The following is a 17845-nucleotide window of genomic DNA, read 5'->3' as shown; positions in this document are numbered from 1 at the left end:
TTTATTTAACCTATATTTTTCTGGTAGAAACGGACTAAGAATTAACTTATTTTTAAGTATAGTGCGATCGCTAAGTGCTGCTGCAAGCAGATCACGAATTACCGACAAATTAAAAATAATGTATAATAAGGAATTTATATCATAATTCCTAACTAACTTAATTTTGTAACTAAGACCATGCACAATTTCACTGAATTTCCAGACGCTTATGATGTAATTGTCGTCGGTGCAGGTCACGCAGGTTGTGAAGCAGCACTGGCTACTGCCCGCCTCGGTTGTCGAACTCTGCTATTGACCCTAAACTTAGATAAGATCGCTTGGCAACCCTGTAACCCCGCAGTCGGTGGACCTGCCAAATCCCAATTAACCCATGAAATAGACGCTTTAGGGGGGGAAATTGGCAAAATGGCAGACCGGACATACTTACAAAAACGCATCCTCAATTCTTCACGCGGTCCTGCGGTCTGGGCATTACGGGCGCAAACTGATAAAAGAGAATATGCGGCGATAATGAAGGGAATTGTCGAAAATCAAGAGAATTTGACAATTAGAGAAGGGATGGTGACGGATTTAATCTTAAATGATCATAATGAAGTTATTGGTTTAGAAACTTATTTTGGTGTATCTTTCCACTGTAAAGCGGTAATTCTCACCACGGGGACGTTTTTAGGTGGGAAAATTTGGGTGGGAAATAAATCCATGGCCGCAGGCCGCGCGGGAGAGTTTGCAGCGGAAGGGTTAACACAAACTTTGAACCGCTTAGGATTTGAAACTGGTAGACTGAAAACCGGGACACCAGCACGGGTTGATAAACGTTCTGTTGATTACAGTAAAATGGAAATTCAACCCGGAGACGACGCTGTACGGTGGTTCAGTTTTGACCCCGAAGTCTGGGTAGAACGGGAACAAATGCCTTGTCACATGACTCGGACCACTAAAGAAACTCATCGTTTAATTCAGGAAAATTTACATCTGTCCCCTGTGTATGGTGGTTGGGTGGAAGCAACCGGTCCCCGTTATTGTCCGAGTATTGAAGATAAAATTGTCCGCTTTGTAGATAAAGAAAGTCACCAAATCTTTATTGAACCGGAAGGAAGAGATATTCCTGAATTATACATTCAGGGTTTTTCTACTGGTTTACCAGAAACTTTGCAAATTTTGATGTTGCGGAGTTTGACAGGTTTAGAAAATTGTGTAATGTTACGTCCTGCCTATGCAGTAGAGTATGATTATTTACCTGCAACCCAGTGTTTTCCCACCTTGATGACTAAGAAAGTTCCCGGATTATTTTGTGCCGGACAGGTAAACGGGACTACAGGTTATGAAGAAGCTGCTGCTCAAGGGATAGTGGCAGGAATCAATGCAGCGCGGTTTGTACGGGGTGAAGAAATGATTATTTTTCCCCGTGAACAAAGTTATATTGGCACTTTAATTGACGACCTGTGTACGAAGGATTTACGAGAACCTTATCGAATGCTTACGAGTCGCTCAGAGTATCGGTTATTACTACGTTCTGATAATGCTGATCTGCGTATGACACCCTTGGGACGGGAAATTGGTTTAATTGATGATAGGCGCTGGAATTTGTTTAGCGAAAAACAAGCACAAATTACTGCGGAGAAAGAACGGCTGCATTGTACTAGAATAAAGGAAAATGAGGCAGTAGGACAAGCGATCGCAGATGATACCCAACAAGCTATTAAAGGTTCTATTACCCTCGCTGACTTACTGCGTCGTTCAGGTATCCATTACATTGACTTGGAACGTTACGGACTCCATAACCCCAACCTCAAACAAGCGGAAAAAGAAGGAGCAGAAATTGATATCAAGTATGCTGGTTATTTAGCAAGACAGCAAAACCAAATTGACCAAGTTGCTCGTCAAGCAAATCGCCATCTACCTGGTGATTTGGACTACTCAACCATTGATACTTTATCGAAGGAAGCGAGGGAAAAGCTGAATAAAGTCCAACCCTTAACTATTGGACAAGCTGCGAGAATTGGTGGTGTTAACCCAGCGGATATCAACGCCCTTTTGATATATTTAGAAATAGCTAAAAATAACATAACTAAAGCCACCCCAACCCCAGTAATTCTGTCTTAACAAAAGTAGCGGTAACTCATGGATTACCGCTAAATAATCATGATAAAAGTAATATCTAATACTATTTAGCTAATAAATTCCTGTATTCACAAAAACCAAGATTAGTTGTTTAATGAAGAAGGTTAATTAATTTCCACAGTAGTTTTTGATTTTTCTATGATTGTCAGCTACAATCGCAAAACCATATATGTCACTAAAATCTAGCACTGATTTACTTGACTCGGAGGCAGCCGAAGATTTCGTTATTAACAAGCTTTGTCCAATAGAAACCTATGCTGAAAGCTTAATGGACGAAATTTTTGCCGATATTGACAACATTCTCAATAATAACAATGAGCAGAATTGTCATAGTGTTGGGAATACATACCTCCATAAGCGAAACACGGCATTAACAAGGACAGACGCAAGTTTGTCACCAAAAGTCCATCGTTCATTACAGTCTGCTGCACTTATTAAAAAAAATGTCCCAAAAACATACCTGGTAGTTAATTCTTCCTTTCCGGGAGCAATTACTACTAAAGATCGACCACAAACCAGTGGTTTAGATAATATTTTAGATAAATTAATATATATGGGATTTGGTTGGTCTATGGCTACATTATGTACGCTTTGGCTAACGAACTTTGCCTTATTAAATAGAGCGAATACTCAATTAAATTCTAGTTTACAAAACAACCAGATACCATCATCTGTTTATGTGAAATCAGATCCTCAATTAGATTTAGTGAATTATATGTTGTCTGCTTTTTCACTTATAGAACAGCAAGAAAGGAGCAATTACACAACTACAGTCAAACCCGGACTTACTAATGTTAGTATTAATCAAACAAAAGCCATACCTTTGCCAAGTACGCAACCACAAATTAAAGCTTCTTCCTTACCTATAGCCGCCAATAATTTACCACCTGTTCCCCAGACTGCAATTGCCACAAATGCGACAAATAGGAAATATATCCCAGTTGACCAGTCCCCAGCCTCATACTATCAACCACAAATTAAAGCTCCTCTCTTACCTATAGCCGCCAACAATTTACCACCCGTTCCCCAGACTGCACTTTCCACAAATGCGACAAATAGGAAAAATATCCCGGTTGACCAGTCCCCAGCCTCATACTATCAACCACGAACCGTTTCCCCAGTCAGAATACCACAACCTTCATATTCAGTAGTTAATAATCCTCCTATTAACAATGTACAACCAGTAACTAAACCGAAAATAAAAAAGACAGAGGTTAATTCTCAACCTTTAAAAGACGCACCACCAAAATTAGCGACTATTACTCCGACAGTACCAGAAAAAGAACTTGTCAACACACCTACCTATTCTGTGCAGTTAGAGGGAATATTGGAATCAGGTGATAAATCTGTAGGCTTATTTAACATAGATGGTACCACTCGCGGGATTAATCTGGGCGAAAATATTGGTGACACAGGCTGGATACTAATAGAAGTCAGTAACGGTGAAGCTATTATTCGTCGTCATGGCGAGGAAAAATCCATTTATGCAGGACAAAAACTATGAAAGCTTACAGGTGATATCAAATCCGGTTAAATGCACACAGTAAAAGAGTAGAAAGGGATTGAGTAACGAAGTATATGCCAAGACGTATTTATATAGAGCCTCACTTAAGTTTTGAGGGAATTTATTTATTGTTGAGAACTTTGTTAGGTTACGCTTTCTCTCAACCCAACAAAGCAATTATCTCAGACGCAAAAAACCGGGAAAAATTTTATTTTTTGGTGTTGACAGAAAATTTTAATTATGTTATCATCATTTTGATGAGGAAGAACTATCTTATTATTAGTTAGCGATAATCAATCATATCCCCGACTTCTTTAAGAAATCGGGAATATGTAGGTGTCTGTTTTATTTTTCACAGCACTCGTAATACACTAGGAATACTGTCTATAGATTCCATAGCTTGAATTTCAGCTAAAGCTTGTCTAAAGTCCCCTTCTCGGACATCATGGGTGACAACTACAATTTCCGCTAGTTCTCCCTGAAAACCAGTTTGAACTACTGACTCCAAACTTACCCCATAATTGCCAAAACAAGTCCCTAATTTCCCAATAACTCCCGCTTGGTCTTTACTCAAGAAACGGGTATAAAACCGTGTCACTAACTCAGAAATTGGCGTAATTTGAGAGTAATGTTGATGTCTACAAGCTAGGAGAGGATTTAGTTTATTGGTATTAGTTTTGAGGGTAGCTACCAGACTTAATATATCTGATGATACAGCACTCGCGGTAGCACCAGCACCAGCACCAGGACCGAATAACATCACCTGGCCAATGGGTTCTCCTTCCACAAGGATAGCGTTATAAACACCATTAATACTAGCTAAAGGATGGTTTTGCGGTACTAAAGTAGGATGAACCCTAACTGAAAGTTGGGAATTATCTGTATCTAAGTGTTGGGCTATCCCTAATAACTTAATCACAAATCCTAATTTAGCAGCATAGGTAATATCTGTTTTTGTGACTTGGCGAATTCCTTCACAATGGACATCTTCTCGATTAATTCGTCCGTCAAACCCTAAAGATGCCAAAATAGCAATTTTATCTCCCGCATCTAAACCATCAACATCAGCAGTGGGGTCAGCTTCAGCATAACCCAATCTCTGAGCATCTGCTAAGACATTATCAAAATCACTACCTTCCGTTTGCATCCTGGTGAGGATGTAGTTGGTTGTGCCATTGACAATACCCATAATAGCATTAATCCGGTTAACGCTTAAAGACTGTTTTAAAGGTTGAACCACTGGAATACCACCACCAACAGCCGCTTCTAGCATGACATAGACACCAGCTTGATTCGCAGCAGTAAATATTTCCGCACCAAATCGAGAAATTACAGCTTTATTAGCGGTGACAACGTGCTTACCATTGTTAATAGCTGCGAGAATTAATGTTCTGGCTGGTTCTAATCCTCCCATTAACTCTACAACTATATCCACCGCTGGATCATTAACAATGGCCTCTAAATCCGTCGTGATTACACCTGATGATAATTCTACAACACGAGGTTTAGTTAGCGATCGCACCCCCACCCGATATATTTCAATTTCCTGTAACAGTGGGTGACGGCCTAGCTTGTCTTGTAACAGTTGTACTGTACCCGTTCCTACTGTACCTAATCCGAGTATTCCTAATTTAACAGTCACAGATTTTGCACCCACACTAACTTTATTAGAGAATAACAAAACAATTGTAGGCAGAGCATAAGCCCTACCTACTAATTATCTTCTTTTAATTGTCCAATGACCAATGACTAATAACCAATGACCAATGACTAAATTAGTATGTTTCTACGTGCCAACGGTGAGCTTTTTTCAGGTCTTTTTGGTAATCACTCCAGGTTACACCTTCTTTGGCCGCCGCAGCGCTTAAAGCCGCATCAATGCCATCTTCCATACCGCGCAAACCACAGATATAAGTGTGGGTTTTAGGATTTTTAATCAATTGCCACAATTCATCAGCGTGTTCCGCTACACGGTCTTGGATGTACATTCTACCACCTTGGGGGTTATTTTGTTCCCGGCTGATAGCATAGGTGAGACGGAAGTTTTGAGGATATTTCTGTTCCATTGCTTCCAATTCCTCCTTATAAAGAATATTGGGAGATGTTGGTACACCAAACAACAACCAGGAAAATCCTTTAAATTGATATTCTGGGTTAGCTTTTCTTTCTGCGTCCTTAAACATCCGCCACAAGTAAGTCCGCATAGGCGCAATACCTGTACCTGTTGCTAACATAATTATATTAGCTTCTGGATCTTCAGGTAACAACATTTCTTTACCAACAGGACCTGTGATTTTGACATCATCACCTGGTTTGATTTTAGTCAGATAGGTAGAACAAACACCATAAACTGTTTCACCAGTTTCGGGATGCTTGTACTCTAGCTGACGAACACACAAGGATATTGTTTTGTCATCTAGATTATCACCGTGACGAGTGGAAGCAATCGAGTAAAGTCTCAGTTTTTCAGGCTTACCGTTTTTATCCAGTCCAGGAGGGATAATACCGATACTTTGACCCTCTAGATATCTTAAGTCACCAGTAGATATATCAAATTTGAGGTGCTGAACAATACCAATTCCGCCCTCTTTAACTAATGTTTCATTAGAGATACACTTACCAATAAACGGAGCGTTAGGACGATAAATGTTCACAGGAACGTCAGCATGGGCATCTTTTTTTGCTTTTGCTTGAGTCATGGTGTTGCCTTTTTTCTCCTTAGCCGATGATTTAGCAAAGCCTTTCGCCTCACTAGGATTAATCACAGGTGTGACTTTACCATGTTCCTCGTTACTAGCATTCACCTCAGCTTTCACTTCTGTACTAGCAGTAGTTTCAGATGTAATAACTGCTACATCATTCGTTACTAATTTAACTTGGCGATTGACTTGCTGTAAAGCTGTAACAGGTTGAATACTAACAATTTTACCACCTAAGCGAGTGATCCGTCGCATTTCTTGATTCATGCGGTTGTAAGGTACTCTGATGAATACACTGCCACTTTCACGAATTGGGTAGTTGGTTTGATCAGTTTCTTCACTCTGACGCAGACCTATCACTTCGTAAACGAAGACGCGGCTACCTGATTCTATATTGGCAGCACCCTCAACAGCACCTTGATTGTACATTCCTTCTACCACTCCGATATTTACTTAACCGTTTATCAAAAACATCATTCCCATCCTTATAGGAGCTTTAGTTTACCGGATTTTCGGATCACAAAACTGCCCACCTGGGAAAACGACATCATAATCATGATGCCGGCTCACACTCGCCCAAGACCGGTAGGCATGGCAAAAAACACACCTGTTCACCTTCTAAGTTAGAGGATAAGTCCGGGCGAGAATGTTAATAGTGAATCACTTTAATCTTTTTTTCTCGAACTATATAGTTTTAGGTTGATGAAAAAACATTTTACAGCATCTTGATACTGCAAAAACCCCGGCTATGAGGACAAGCCCCTGCCTTTGTTAGAATGTCCCGAAGGCGTACATTATAACTTTGTCTGCATATTCCCCTAAAACTACTCATCCTATCCTACCATGACAGTGTTAACATACTTGATGATTATAAATTTATAGATATTTTTTTGTTTCTGATTCAGGCTTAAAAAAAATTGTATCATCTATGGCAAAATATTAGCTAGACAACTGCTAAGGGAACTAGATTCTTTCTCAAGGTAAATCTTGTGCGAGTACACTCCCTTCTGTTAAAATCTAGTGCAACACTAAGATTAAATACTTACCAGCGATAAAATTAGGCTCATTCAGACGAGTAACTGCCATTAGCTTACACGTTATCCGTTGAAAGAAAGTCATCGTTATCCTGGATAGCCAGAACCTAGGGGTGTACCATGAGTGTAAGCTCCTGCATTCAAAATCTGTTGTGACAAAAATTATTGATTGACATTTAGTATTTAGAGAGGATTTATGACAAGTAAGCCGGAACGTGTGGTATTAATTGGAGTAGCGGGAGACTCTGGATGCGGTAAATCTACGTTTTTACGTCGCTTGATTGATTTATTTGGTGAAGAATTTATGACAGTTATCTGTTTAGATGACTATCATTGCCTCGATCGGAAACAGCGTAAACAAACAGGCATAACTGCCCTCGACCCAAGAGCAAACAATTTTGACTTGATGTATGAGCAAATTAAAGCTCTTAAAGAAGGTCAAACAATTAATAAACCGATTTATAATCACGAAACTGGCAATATTGACCCACCAGAAATAGTCAAGCCAAATCATGTTATCGTAGTAGAAGGGCTGCATCCTTTATATGATGAACGGGTTAGAGAACTATTAGATTTCAGTGTTTATTTTGATATCAGTGATGAAGTCAAAATCGCCTGGAAAATTCAACGGGATATGGCCGAGAGAGGCCACCGCTACGAAGATGTTCTCGCACAAATCAATTCTCGGAAACCTGATTTTGAGAAATTTATCGAACCACAAAGAGAATTTGCGGACGTAGTTCTACAAGTATTACCCACAAACTTGATTAAAAACGATACAGAACGTAAGGTTTTACGGGTACGGATGTTACAACGGGAAGGAAAAGAGGGCTTTGAACCAAGTTACCTATTTGACGAAGGTTCAACAATTCAGTGGACTCCTTGCGGACGCAAACTAACCTGTTCTTACCCAGGTATGCAACTGTACTATGGTTTTGATGTTTACTATGGTCGTTACGTCTCAGTTTTAGAAGTAGACGGTCAATTTGACAACCTAGATGAAGTAATTTACATTGAAACCCATCTAAGCAAAACCTCCACCAAGTATCAAGGTGAGATGACTCACTTATTAGTGCAACACCGCGAATACCCCGGTTCTAACAATGGTACTGGTTTATTCCAAGTCTTGACAGGTTTGAAAATGCGTGCTACTTATGAACGCTTAACAGCTAAAGAAGCAAAACTAGCTGTTGAAGTCTAAATAAGTCTAAAATAGTAGTATTTGCGTCATAACTAGGGAGGGACATTTTAAATTGTTTCCTCCTTTACCAAACTCTTACTCTCCGCGCCTCTGCGTGAGAAAAAATCATGCTTTAATTCACCAAAGTCCAACCCTGGAAACACCTAAGTGGGGACTAACTCACCAGGACGTAATTTAGACCATTTACCTATTTCGGGTTGGAAACTCAGACAACCAACAACATCCCATTCCATTTCAATTATCTCGCCTTGCGTGCGAATATTAACATTAATGGTGGGTTCGTGAGGATCAAAATCTGGTGTTTCTGTTAAGTGTAACTGTTGGTGCTGGGTTTCTACGGCGTTGTAAGTAACACAGCGGTCTACATAGTGGCAATTCACGCAAATACACATATTAGAACCAACTCTCAAAACCTTTATAGTTAATATAGCTCATGCCAAAATAATCAGCATTAGTTATTGGGTTGATTTTGATGACAATATCCGAATTAGTTGCTTCTCGTCTATCTCCTGAAAATTGGCCTTTTAGTCTGGAATATCTGCCACGACCCGTTTATATGGTTGGTGGTGCAGTTCGTGATGGGATTTTGGGTAGAATGCGGGAATATATGGATTTGGATTTCATTATCCCATTAAATGCGGTGCAAGTGGCAAAAAAGATTGCTCGACGTTATCAAGCTGGTTTTGTGTTACTTGACGCTGAAAGACAAATTGCGCGTGTCGTGTTTCCTGAAGCTACCGTTGATTTTGCTCAACAGGAGGGGGAAAGTCTAATTACTGATTTATATAGGCGAGATTTTACTATTAATGCGATCGCTTTTAATCCCCATACACAAGAAATTATTGATCCTCTTACAGGTTCTCAAGACATAGAATCTGGTATTTTACGCATGATATCACCTGTCAATCTGCAAAATGATCCTTTGCGGTTAATGCGGGCTTATCGTCAAGCTGCTCAACTTGATTTTATTATTGAACCAGTTACTCAAGATACTATTCGCAGTTTAGCCACAAGTATTAACCAAGTAGCAGCGGAACGAGTACGGGTAGAAATTGGTTATTTATTAGCTAGTGGTCGAGGGACATTTTGGTTAAATACGGCTTGGAAAGATGGTATTTTGACCCATTTATTTAAAAATGCTACTGATAAAATTTTTATTAAGTTAAATGCAATTGATCAAGCATCTGATTTAATTAGTCAAAACTGGCAAAGTTTAGGCCAGGAATTAACCAAATATGTCCGTAGTACTGTCAAAACTTCTTGGTTAAGTATTGCTAAACTTGCTTGTCTTGTTCATTCCAACCCAGAAACCGCTGAAATAGAATTACACAAACTTACCTACAGTCGGGCAGAAATTCGCGCGGTAACAACCGCATTAAGACTATTTTCACAAATAAAATCGGAAAATATGTCTTTGCGGAAACAGTATTTTCTCTTTCGGGAAATGGGAATTTTATTTCCGGCTGTGTTAGTATTAGCCTTAGCAAATGATATTATAGACAGAGGTACGTTTGCAGAAAGTATGTTTGTTACTTATGAACCTTTAATCAAACGTTATCTTAACCCGAATGACGCGGTTGCACATCCTATTCCTTTACTCACTGGTAAAGAAATTATGACAGAGTTAAAAATTCCCGCTTCACCATTGGTAGGGGAATTATTAATGGAAGTTGGTGTGGCTCAAGCTGAGGGGAGAATTTCCACGGTAGAAGCAGCTATACAATTGGCCAAAAATTTAGTTTAGTTGAAGTTTAAATTTGATTTGTTTAAGTTGGATGGGTTAAAGAATGGGTTTGATTTGGCAAGCTGATTTTTATCGTAGTCCGCTAAAAAATGCTGAAGGGCAGATACTATGGGAACTATTAGTTTGTGATCAAACTCGCAGTTTTGAGTATATAGCGAGTTGTCCCCAATCACAAGCTAATTCTACTTGGGTTACTCAACAATTACAATTAGCAGCTAGGGAAAATTTACCAGATATCATTCAGGTATTTCGTCCTCAGTCTTTAAGTTTAATAGAAACTGCGGGCAATAATTTAGGTATCAAGGTTGAAGCTACTCGGAGAACTTTGGCGTTAAAACAGTGGTTAGCATTAAAGCAATATCCTGTAATTGTGGATAAACCACCTCCAGTACCATTACCAGAAAATCTCTGGGGGGAAGAATGGCGTTTGGCGACCATTCTAGCTGGTGATATTGTAGATGAGTTTATAGAACGGCCAATTCCTATTCTACAAATACCAGAATTTCTCAAACCGATAAATCTAGGTTTGGCTTCTACAGTTCCTATACCTGGTGTGATTATCTATGGTGGAAGACATTCCATGAGTTTAGCACGGTGGTTGCAGAAAAGCAACCCTGTCTCATTAAACTACATGAATGGTACACCTGATGGTTTGATTTTAGAAGCTAGTTTAGCAGATAGATGGATTTTAGCGACTTTTGCAGATGAGGAAGTTAGTGCTGCGGGAAAGTTATATGAAGAACGTAAACAGCTAAGTCAGGGCTTACATTTTTTGTTAGTACAACCAGATGATTCGGGAATGACTTACACTGGTTTATGGTTATTGCAACAAGAAGGATAGACAGTAAAACCCTTTTGTTCGGGAAACCTAGACCAACAAGAATGTAGTCAAAATAACCAGTTAATTTATTTAGGCTAGAAACAGATGAGCGAAATTAGTCAGCGTAGGGTTATTATCGGGGATGTACATGGACACTATCAAGGTTTGAGGGTGTTGTTGAAGGAAATAGCCCCTGCATCAGCGGATCAACTATATTTTTTGGGAGATTTAATTGATCGTGGTCCGCAAAGTGCGGAGGTAGTAAAGTTTGTTAAAGAAAATGATTACCCTTGTTTACTAGGTAATCATGAGCAGATGTTATTAGACATTATGACTGGTAGAAATACTCATTCAGCCAGTATGCAAGGATGGTTATATAACGGAGGACAGGCGACGGTTGCTAGTTATCGGTCTGGGAAAATTCCCCAAGCAGATATAGATTGGTTTGAAAGTTTACCCACATATCTTGATTTGGGAGATTTTTGGTTAACTCATGCAGGTGTTGATCCTAGCAAAACTGTGGCAGAACAAACATCTAATGAACTGTGTTGGATACGAGCAGAGTTCCACAGTATGAATCAACCATATTTCCCCGATAAGATAATTATAGCCGGTCATACTATAACTTTTACCTTACCCGGTGTTATTCCTGGTAATTTAGCTCAGGGTCAGGGTTGGATAGATATTGATACTGGTGCTTATCATCCCCGTAGTGGTTGGTTAACTGGACTGGATATTACAAATAAATTGGTGTATCAGGCTAATGTGTTTAGTCACGCAGTACGAACTCTACCATGGAAAGACGCAATTACAATGATTGAGCCAAAGGAATTAATAGGTAGCCGTCGTCATAGGTAAAAAGCCTAATTACCGCAAAAATGCTCTAATTCTAGATTTATAGGCCAAATTATCCAAACCGTTATTTTGATTACTTGGTTGATTATTAATCTGACGCTGAAGAGAAATAATTCGCTCACTCGCGGCTGGATGCGTACTTAAAAATGCAGGTACAGAACTACTACTCTGTAACTTTTTCATAAAAGAAATCATAGCTGATTGAGCATAACCACTGCGGGTGATGTTCGCTAGTCCTCTTTTATCAGCATCAAATTCGTCCTTACGACTTCGGGGAAGATTTAGTGCGAGTTGTACACCAATACCTACAGCTTTATTTTTATCTAAACCTGCTAGGGTAGCAACACCACTGATAATCGCTTGTTCTCGCATTTGCTTAATTAAATGTTTACCTTCAATATGACCCATTTCATGAGCTAATACACTAGCTAATTCTGCTTCATTATCTGCGGCTTTTAATAAACCTGTATTCACATAAATAAAACCACCAGTAGTCGCAAAAGCATTAATAGCAGCATCTTCGACTACTTGAAAAGTATAAGGGATATTTGGGCGATCGCTATTAGCGGCTAAACGTCTACCTACTTCGCTAATATATTTATGAAGCTGTGAGTTATGAGAGATTTTGACTTCTTTGTGTAATTGCTGATTCATCTGTTTACCAAGATCAATTTCATCACGATCAGATATATTAGATAAGTTAAATATCTGTACCCCTTGAAATAAAAGGGGTGATAAATCTATAGCCTTACTTGGTAAGATTGTACTTAAGCACAAAGACAAAGCAACACTTACAGAAATTAACGGATATAAACAGCGTCGTGTCCATAAATGGTAATTTATCCGAAATCCTTGCCAGTTAATCATAATCTAGTCAAATGAGATTCCTGTGAGAGCTTAAAATTAGAGGACGAATTTTCCGATTAGTAAGTTGCATTTTCAGGCATTTTCAATTTAATATCATACAAATAATTCATGGAAATAACTTACTGTAATTATGATAAACTACCCCATAACCATAACGCCTGGTTTCTGTCAATTTTGATGCAGTGATCAAGATTGTGGATCATTTGCAAAAACTTGTTAGTACAATCAATTACCTAACTTAAAATTTAACTGAAATTTATCCAAAACTGGTTATGGCTATTTTAGATTCCAAAGGTCGCTTGTTCGGTAAAATAAATCTACTAGATTTAGGTGCTGCGCTGGTAATTTTACTAGTGATAGTAGGTATCTTCGTTTTCCCCGGTACTTCCGGTTCTGTGGCTCAAGTGGGTGCGAAAACAGTACCAATTGAGGTGGATTTAGTAGTGCGTGGCCTTAATGTTCTTGACCCTAAACAATTATTTAAACAAGGATTCACAAATGGTGGTAAAACTAATGTGATTATCCGCAATCAACCCTATGGACAGATGGGGATTAAATCCATTCAACAGTTAGATAGGATGCTGACTATTGGTCAACCAGATGGTTCTGTGAAGGAATTACCAGATCCTCGTAAGAACAACTTCAGTACAGATTTTATCTTGACCTTAGAAGATAATGCAAAAGTAACTAAAGATGGGCCAGTTCTGGGTAATGGTAATACCAAGGTAAAAATTGGTATGACTTTTGAATTAGAAGGTTTTAACTATAATTTTAATGCGTCTGTAATTGATATTCGGTTACAAGATAAATAAGATTATAGTTAGGGGTGAAATTTCCCTGATTTCATCCTCAATAATAATTAATTAGTAAAAAACGGCCTGGCACAATGGCGGCATTAATTATTGCCCAAAGTTTAAGACGTTAATTTTTAATTTTTTCTAATCGGATTTAGCAGGGTATAAAAACGATAAATTTATAATTTTGACAATTTTGTAATCAAGTGGGTAAATACTGTGACACAGGCTTCGTCTTCTTGGAGACAATTCATTAATCAAATTTCGGAAATCAAGATAGGAAACAGAGAAGGGCGGATTTTTAAACATTTCTCTGAACCTGGTTTTTTGCTAGGTTTATTAACAATAATTGTGGCTATGTTGCTATGGAATTGGCAACTATTATTAGCACTTGTTGTTGGTGTTGGTATTATGGTATTTACTTACTTAATACCGAAATTTAATTGGCAATTAAACTGGCTAGAAATACAAAAGTTAATTACTAGTCCCAACGGTCGTTTAGCCTATTCTATTGCTAGTGGTGGTATTGCCACTGTGATAACTTACATGGCTTCGGCAATTTGGGTTGATTCCCCTAGTCCTTGGTTGGCTGTCGGTGCTATTACTCAAGGTATAGGCACATTATTGACTTTAATTTTGTTGGTCTGGCAAATATTCAGTTTTCAGGGAAGTCAACAGGAAGATTATCTTGATCAATTGTTAAGCAATTTAACAGAAGTAGATCCTTTAAAACGTTTAGTTGCTATAGGTAAACTGAATAAGCTTATTGCTCGCCAACGATTTGATACAGCAATACCAAAAGATGTTATAAAATGCTTGCAACTTCTACTTAGTCAGGAAAAAGAAGTAATAATTCGGGAGGCAGCTTTAGACTGTTTACAGAATTTAAATGGGCTGCAAGTGCTAAAACCGATTAATGCCAAAGTCTTTACACCTATGTCAGTAAAAGCGAAAAGTAAAGTCCTTGCAGATTAATCTAATGTTTTGAGTAAGTAGGTGAACGGAAAAAAACCGAAATATGTAACGAAAAGTAAAGTTGCCCGAAACCTCTTTTCTGTTCCCAGTTAAGAGTTCCCTGTTCCCTCGCTATAACGACAATTTTTCACGCCAACTTACTTGGAAAGGCATAAAAACCTAAGTAGGGCTGGCTGAAGAGAGCTAAAACCATTTATTAATAGGGGTTTCGCGGATTTTTCAAACAAAAAAGTGCCAGGTTTTGACCGATGGTGTCTGAAAAAAGTTACATTTTTCTTTGTCGGATCTAGGAATAGGAAATTGAGAATATCCAGATATCTGAAACTGTTCCCAGTTAAGAGTTCCCTATTCCCTACCCTCACAGACAACTTTTTCAGCAAGCCATAAGTAGGGTGGACAATATGGACAATATTTTTCATATCAAGTATATCCACGGTATATCTCCGGTTGCCATTCTATGATTTTTTTTGTATATATTTCCGACAGGTCTGCTGAAAATAGAAAAGTCCAAAAAGACAACATAATTGTGTATAATGTCTACCTGACTGATCTAAAAAGTGATATCAGAGACAAGTATTGGGTTTCGTTTGAATAACAACCAGGGTACATTGACAAGCTCTATTATGCGAATTTTAATTTACTCCTACAACTATCACCCAGAACCGATTGGTATAGCACCAATCATGACTCATTTAGCGGAGGGATTAGTCAAGCGTGGACATCAAGTGCGCGTAGTTACAGCTATGCCTAACTACCCTGCAAGACAAATTTATGAAGAATACCGGGGTAAATTCTATGTAGATGAAAATATTAATGGTGTGCATATCCAACGTAGTTATGTTTGGATTCGTCCCCAACCAAATCTTTTAGATCGACTACTATTAGATAGTAGTTTTGTTCTCACAAGCTTCTTTCCGGCCTTGATGGGTTGGCGACCAGAAGTCATTCTTTTCCCTTCTCCATCCTTGCCAGTCTGTGTTCCTGCAACCTTTCTAGGGTTCTTAAGTTCCTGTCCTGTAGTCCTAAACTTGCAAGACATACTACCAGAAGCAGCAATCCATTTAGGGTTACTGAAAAATAAATTACTGATCAGAGTATTTACAGCCTTGGAAAAATTTGCTTACGCCTCTGCTAATAAAATTAGTGTTATTAGCGAAGGGTTTGCTGATAATCTACTGGCTAAGGGTGTACCATCTCAAAAAATTGTGCACATCCCCAATTCGGTTGATGTCAATTTTATTCGTCCCCTACCTAAAGAAGAGAACCCTTTCCGAGCCACACATAATCTCAAGGGGAAATTTGTCGTCTTATATTCTGGTAATATAGCCCTAACCCAAGGTTTAGAAACTGTTATTCAGACTGCCGCCAAACTCCGAGAGATTCAAGATATTACTTTTGTTATCGTGGGAGAAGCCAAAGGTTTACAGCGATTACAGCAGCAATGTCTAGATTATGGTGCGGATAACGTTTTATTATTACCTTTTCAACCCCGTCAAAAGTTGCCACAAATGTTGGCTGCTGCTGATATTGGCTTGGTAGTGCAGAAGAAAAATGTTATATCTTTCAATATGCCATCAAAAATTCAAGTGTTACTGGCCAGTGGAAGAGCATTAGTGGGATCTGTTCCTGAAAATGGTACTGCATTTAAAGCCATTAAAAAAAGTGGTGGTGGGATGTTAGTTCCCCCTGAAGACCCCGAAGCGTTAGCTACAGCAATTTTGGAATTGTACCGAAAACCAGAAAAGGTAAAACAGTTAGGTGATAAAAGTCGCCAGCATGCAGTTGACTATTATGCGCTTGAACAAACATTAAATGAATATGAGGCACTATTCAAATCAGTGATAGCAGATGACACAGCAATTACTTCTGGTGTCGTCAGCAAACCCCAAATTTAATGAGGTTAATAACTGAAAGTCAAAACATCTGCGAGAATCCAGTAGACATCTCCGGTAAAATACTTTAAGGACAATTCATTCTCCCCAGTGGGGTTTGAGGTTACGCTTATTTAATTCCCGGAGATGTCTGGTGTGTGGGGAAAAATTTTTTTCTGGCCTTATTTCTCCAGCAATTCTGAATTATGACTCCCGTTGCCATGTAGAATATGTTACTATTCAAGAAAAACCTATCCACACAATTGCAGTTCAGATATTTGTAAGTAAGTTGAACAAGTAGTTGCTTCCATTAAAAAAGCACCTGAGGTTGAATGACTGAATCTTTCCCAAGAAATTTCTCATTGACAAAGAACATTGTAATCAGACCTAAAACTGATACAGGAACTACGAGTAAAAATTTAGCCTTAACTATTGCTCAAGCAGCTTTAGACCGTAAAGCTATAGGAATTGTCTTGCTAAATGTTGCAGAAATTTCTTACCTATCTGATTATTTTGTGATCATGACTGGTTACTCTAAAGTACAAGTTAGAGCAATTGCAGACGCAATAGAAGGACAAGTTGAAATTGAGTGGCAACGACGACCCCAACGCACAGAAGGAAAAGCAGAAGGAACATGGGTACTACAAGATTATGGCGATGTCATCGTCCATATCATGATGCCAAGGGAACGAGAGTTTTATAATTTAGAAGCGTTCTGGGGACACGCGGAACGTATTTCCATACCAAACTCCGATGATGTTGGGGGTTAACCAATATGATCCGATCATCTCTTGAGAATTGTCCAGTTCCTACAGAACAACAACCACTGAATGAGTACGAGGAATTAAAAAACGCCTGGTTATTTCGGGATACGACCTTAAGCTGGGGTAACTACAGCAAAAAAATCTTTTGGATTTGGGCTTGGTCTTGGTTGATAGCAGGACCTGTGGCCGCAGCCAGTTTTCCTCCCCAAAAGCAGATTTTCAATTTTCTCCTTTGTGGATCTGGTGCTGCTAGTATCACTGTAGTCCTAGTCTTGATTAGGTTGTATTTAGGCTGGTTCTATATAGGTGATCGCCTTTACAGCCCCACTATATTCTATGAAGAATCCGGTTGGTATGATGGACAAACTTGGACAAAACCCCAAGCAGTCATTACCCGCGATCGCTTAATTGTTACCTACGAAATCAAACCCATTTTCCAACGCTTGCAAATTACCTTTGCTGCCTTGGCTCTAATGTATCTTATTGGTGCTATAATTTGGCATTTTTTGTAAGTAAATAGTCATTATTTATTGGTTATTAGTAAAACAACCGATAACTGACAACTGACAACTGACAACTGACAATTCACAAAGTAG

General features: G+C 38.8%; 15 protein-coding genes. 11 read left to right on the top strand and 4 right to left on the bottom strand.

Features of this window, described 5'->3' with window-relative positions; all coding sequences use genetic code 11:
• Nucleotides 1-177 precede the first annotated feature (177 nt).
• Both mnmG and H6G25_RS05560 read left to right on the top strand, forming a co-directional pair.
• Nucleotides 178-2103, top strand: coding sequence for a tRNA uridine-5-carboxymethylaminomethyl(34) synthesis enzyme MnmG (gene mnmG / locus H6G25_RS05565; RefSeq protein ID WP_190391617.1), 1926 nt, complete (start codon nt 178-180; stop codon nt 2101-2103).
• A gap of 187 nt (nt 2104-2290) precedes the next feature.
• Complete coding sequence (locus tag H6G25_RS05560; protein WP_190391616.1) at nt 2291-3625, top strand: hypothetical protein; 1335 nt, start codon at nt 2291-2293, stop codon at nt 3623-3625.
• A 352-nt stretch (nt 3626-3977) separates the two neighbouring features.
• On the opposite strand, the gene H6G25_RS05555 is transcribed toward H6G25_RS05560, so the two are convergent.
• Both H6G25_RS05555 and petH read right to left on the bottom strand, forming a co-directional pair.
• Entirely contained in the window at nt 3978-5267 is a 1290-nt protein-coding gene (locus H6G25_RS05555) for a homoserine dehydrogenase (protein ID WP_190391615.1), read from the bottom strand.
• Between the two features lie 133 nt (nt 5268-5400).
• Complete coding sequence (gene petH / locus H6G25_RS05550) at nt 5401-6753, bottom strand: ferredoxin--NADP reductase (RefSeq protein WP_190391699.1); 1353 nt, start codon at nt 6751-6753, stop codon at nt 5401-5403.
• A gap of 801 nt (nt 6754-7554) precedes the next feature.
• Here petH and H6G25_RS05545 point away from each other — a divergent pair.
• Entirely contained in the window at nt 7555-8559 is a 1005-nt protein-coding gene (locus tag H6G25_RS05545) for a phosphoribulokinase (protein WP_028089692.1), read from the top strand.
• 143 nt (nt 8560-8702) lie between these two features.
• Here H6G25_RS05545 and H6G25_RS05540 read toward each other — a convergent pair whose 3' ends face one another.
• Nucleotides 8703-8951 (bottom strand): Ycf34 family protein, encoded by a 249-nt coding sequence (locus H6G25_RS05540; protein ID WP_028083119.1) that lies wholly within the window; start codon nt 8949-8951, stop codon nt 8703-8705.
• A gap of 80 nt (nt 8952-9031) precedes the next feature.
• Here H6G25_RS05540 and H6G25_RS05535 point away from each other — a divergent pair, with 80 nt between their 5' ends.
• The 3 genes from H6G25_RS05535 (at nt 9032) to H6G25_RS05525 (ending at nt 11981) form a co-directional block, all read left to right on the top strand.
• On the top strand, nt 9032-10303 hold the full coding sequence (locus H6G25_RS05535; RefSeq protein WP_190391614.1) for a CCA tRNA nucleotidyltransferase: 1272 nt from the start codon (nt 9032-9034) through the stop codon (nt 10301-10303).
• Between the two features lie 43 nt (nt 10304-10346).
• Complete coding sequence (locus H6G25_RS05530; RefSeq protein ID WP_190391613.1) at nt 10347-11144, top strand: Tab2/Atab2 family RNA-binding protein; 798 nt, start codon at nt 10347-10349, stop codon at nt 11142-11144.
• 84 nt (nt 11145-11228) lie between these two features.
• Nucleotides 11229-11981, top strand: coding sequence for a metallophosphoesterase family protein (locus H6G25_RS05525; protein ID WP_190391612.1), 753 nt, complete (start codon nt 11229-11231; stop codon nt 11979-11981).
• A 9-nt stretch (nt 11982-11990) separates the two neighbouring features.
• Here the strand turns inward: H6G25_RS05525 and H6G25_RS05520 are convergent, their stop codons facing one another.
• Entirely contained in the window at nt 11991-12845 is an 855-nt protein-coding gene (locus H6G25_RS05520) for a M48 family metalloprotease (protein WP_190391611.1), read from the bottom strand.
• 272 nt (nt 12846-13117) lie between these two features.
• Here H6G25_RS05520 and H6G25_RS05515 point away from each other — a divergent pair, with 272 nt between their 5' ends.
• From H6G25_RS05515 to H6G25_RS05495, 5 genes are all read left to right on the top strand, one after another.
• Nucleotides 13118-13657 (top strand): DUF4330 domain-containing protein, encoded by a 540-nt coding sequence (locus H6G25_RS05515; protein ID WP_190391610.1) that lies wholly within the window; start codon nt 13118-13120, stop codon nt 13655-13657.
• A gap of 201 nt (nt 13658-13858) precedes the next feature.
• A complete protein-coding gene (locus H6G25_RS05510; RefSeq protein ID WP_190391609.1) occupies nt 13859-14614 on the top strand; it encodes an armadillo-type fold-containing protein in 756 nt (251 codons plus the stop codon).
• A gap of 623 nt (nt 14615-15237) precedes the next feature.
• A complete protein-coding gene (locus tag H6G25_RS05505) occupies nt 15238-16509 on the top strand; it encodes a WcaI family glycosyltransferase (protein ID WP_190391698.1) in 1272 nt (423 codons plus the stop codon).
• A 308-nt stretch (nt 16510-16817) separates the two neighbouring features.
• Nucleotides 16818-17255: a ribosome silencing factor gene (gene rsfS / locus H6G25_RS05500; protein ID WP_190391608.1), complete on the top strand. Its 438-nt coding sequence runs from the start codon at nt 16818-16820 to the stop codon at nt 17253-17255.
• 5 nt (nt 17256-17260) lie between these two features.
• Complete coding sequence (locus tag H6G25_RS05495; RefSeq protein WP_190391607.1) at nt 17261-17761, top strand: CGLD27 family protein; 501 nt, start codon at nt 17261-17263, stop codon at nt 17759-17761.
• Nucleotides 17762-17845 lie beyond the last annotated feature (84 nt).

The sequence above is a fragment of the Dolichospermum sp. FACHB-1091 genome (genome assembly GCF_014697585.1).
Classification (GTDB): domain Bacteria; phylum Cyanobacteriota; class Cyanobacteriia; order Cyanobacteriales; family Nostocaceae; genus Dolichospermum.
Note: the sequence above shows the minus strand (reverse complement) of the source record. Positions and strands in the feature narration are given on the sequence as shown.

Excerpts from the sequence above, each read along its gene's own strand:
- mnmG (WP_190391617.1), top strand. The coding sequence starts at position 178 with ATGCACAATTTCACTGAATTTCCAGACGCTTATGATGTAATTGTCGTC.
- H6G25_RS05545 (WP_028089692.1), top strand. The coding sequence starts at position 7,555 with ATGACAAGTAAGCCGGAACGTGTGGTATTAATTGGAGTAGCGGGAGAC.
- H6G25_RS05505 (WP_190391698.1), top strand. The coding sequence starts at position 15,238 with ATGCGAATTTTAATTTACTCCTACAACTATCACCCAGAACCGATTGGT.
- petH (WP_190391699.1), bottom strand. The coding sequence starts at position 6,753 with ATGTACAATCAAGGTGCTGTTGAGGGTGCTGCCAATATAGAATCAGGT.
- rsfS (WP_190391608.1), top strand. The coding sequence starts at position 16,818 with ATGACTGAATCTTTCCCAAGAAATTTCTCATTGACAAAGAACATTGTA.
- H6G25_RS05540 (WP_028083119.1), bottom strand. The coding sequence starts at position 8,951 with ATGTGTATTTGCGTGAATTGCCACTATGTAGACCGCTGTGTTACTTAC.
- H6G25_RS05520 (WP_190391611.1), bottom strand. The coding sequence starts at position 12,845 with ATGATTAACTGGCAAGGATTTCGGATAAATTACCATTTATGGACACGA.
- H6G25_RS05495 (WP_190391607.1), top strand. The coding sequence starts at position 17,261 with ATGATCCGATCATCTCTTGAGAATTGTCCAGTTCCTACAGAACAACAA.
- H6G25_RS05515 (WP_190391610.1), top strand. The coding sequence starts at position 13,118 with ATGGCTATTTTAGATTCCAAAGGTCGCTTGTTCGGTAAAATAAATCTA.
- H6G25_RS05530 (WP_190391613.1), top strand. The coding sequence starts at position 10,347 with ATGGGTTTGATTTGGCAAGCTGATTTTTATCGTAGTCCGCTAAAAAAT.
- H6G25_RS05525 (WP_190391612.1), top strand. The coding sequence starts at position 11,229 with ATGAGCGAAATTAGTCAGCGTAGGGTTATTATCGGGGATGTACATGGA.
- H6G25_RS05535 (WP_190391614.1), top strand. The coding sequence starts at position 9,032 with ATGACAATATCCGAATTAGTTGCTTCTCGTCTATCTCCTGAAAATTGG.
- H6G25_RS05560 (WP_190391616.1), top strand. The coding sequence starts at position 2,291 with ATGTCACTAAAATCTAGCACTGATTTACTTGACTCGGAGGCAGCCGAA.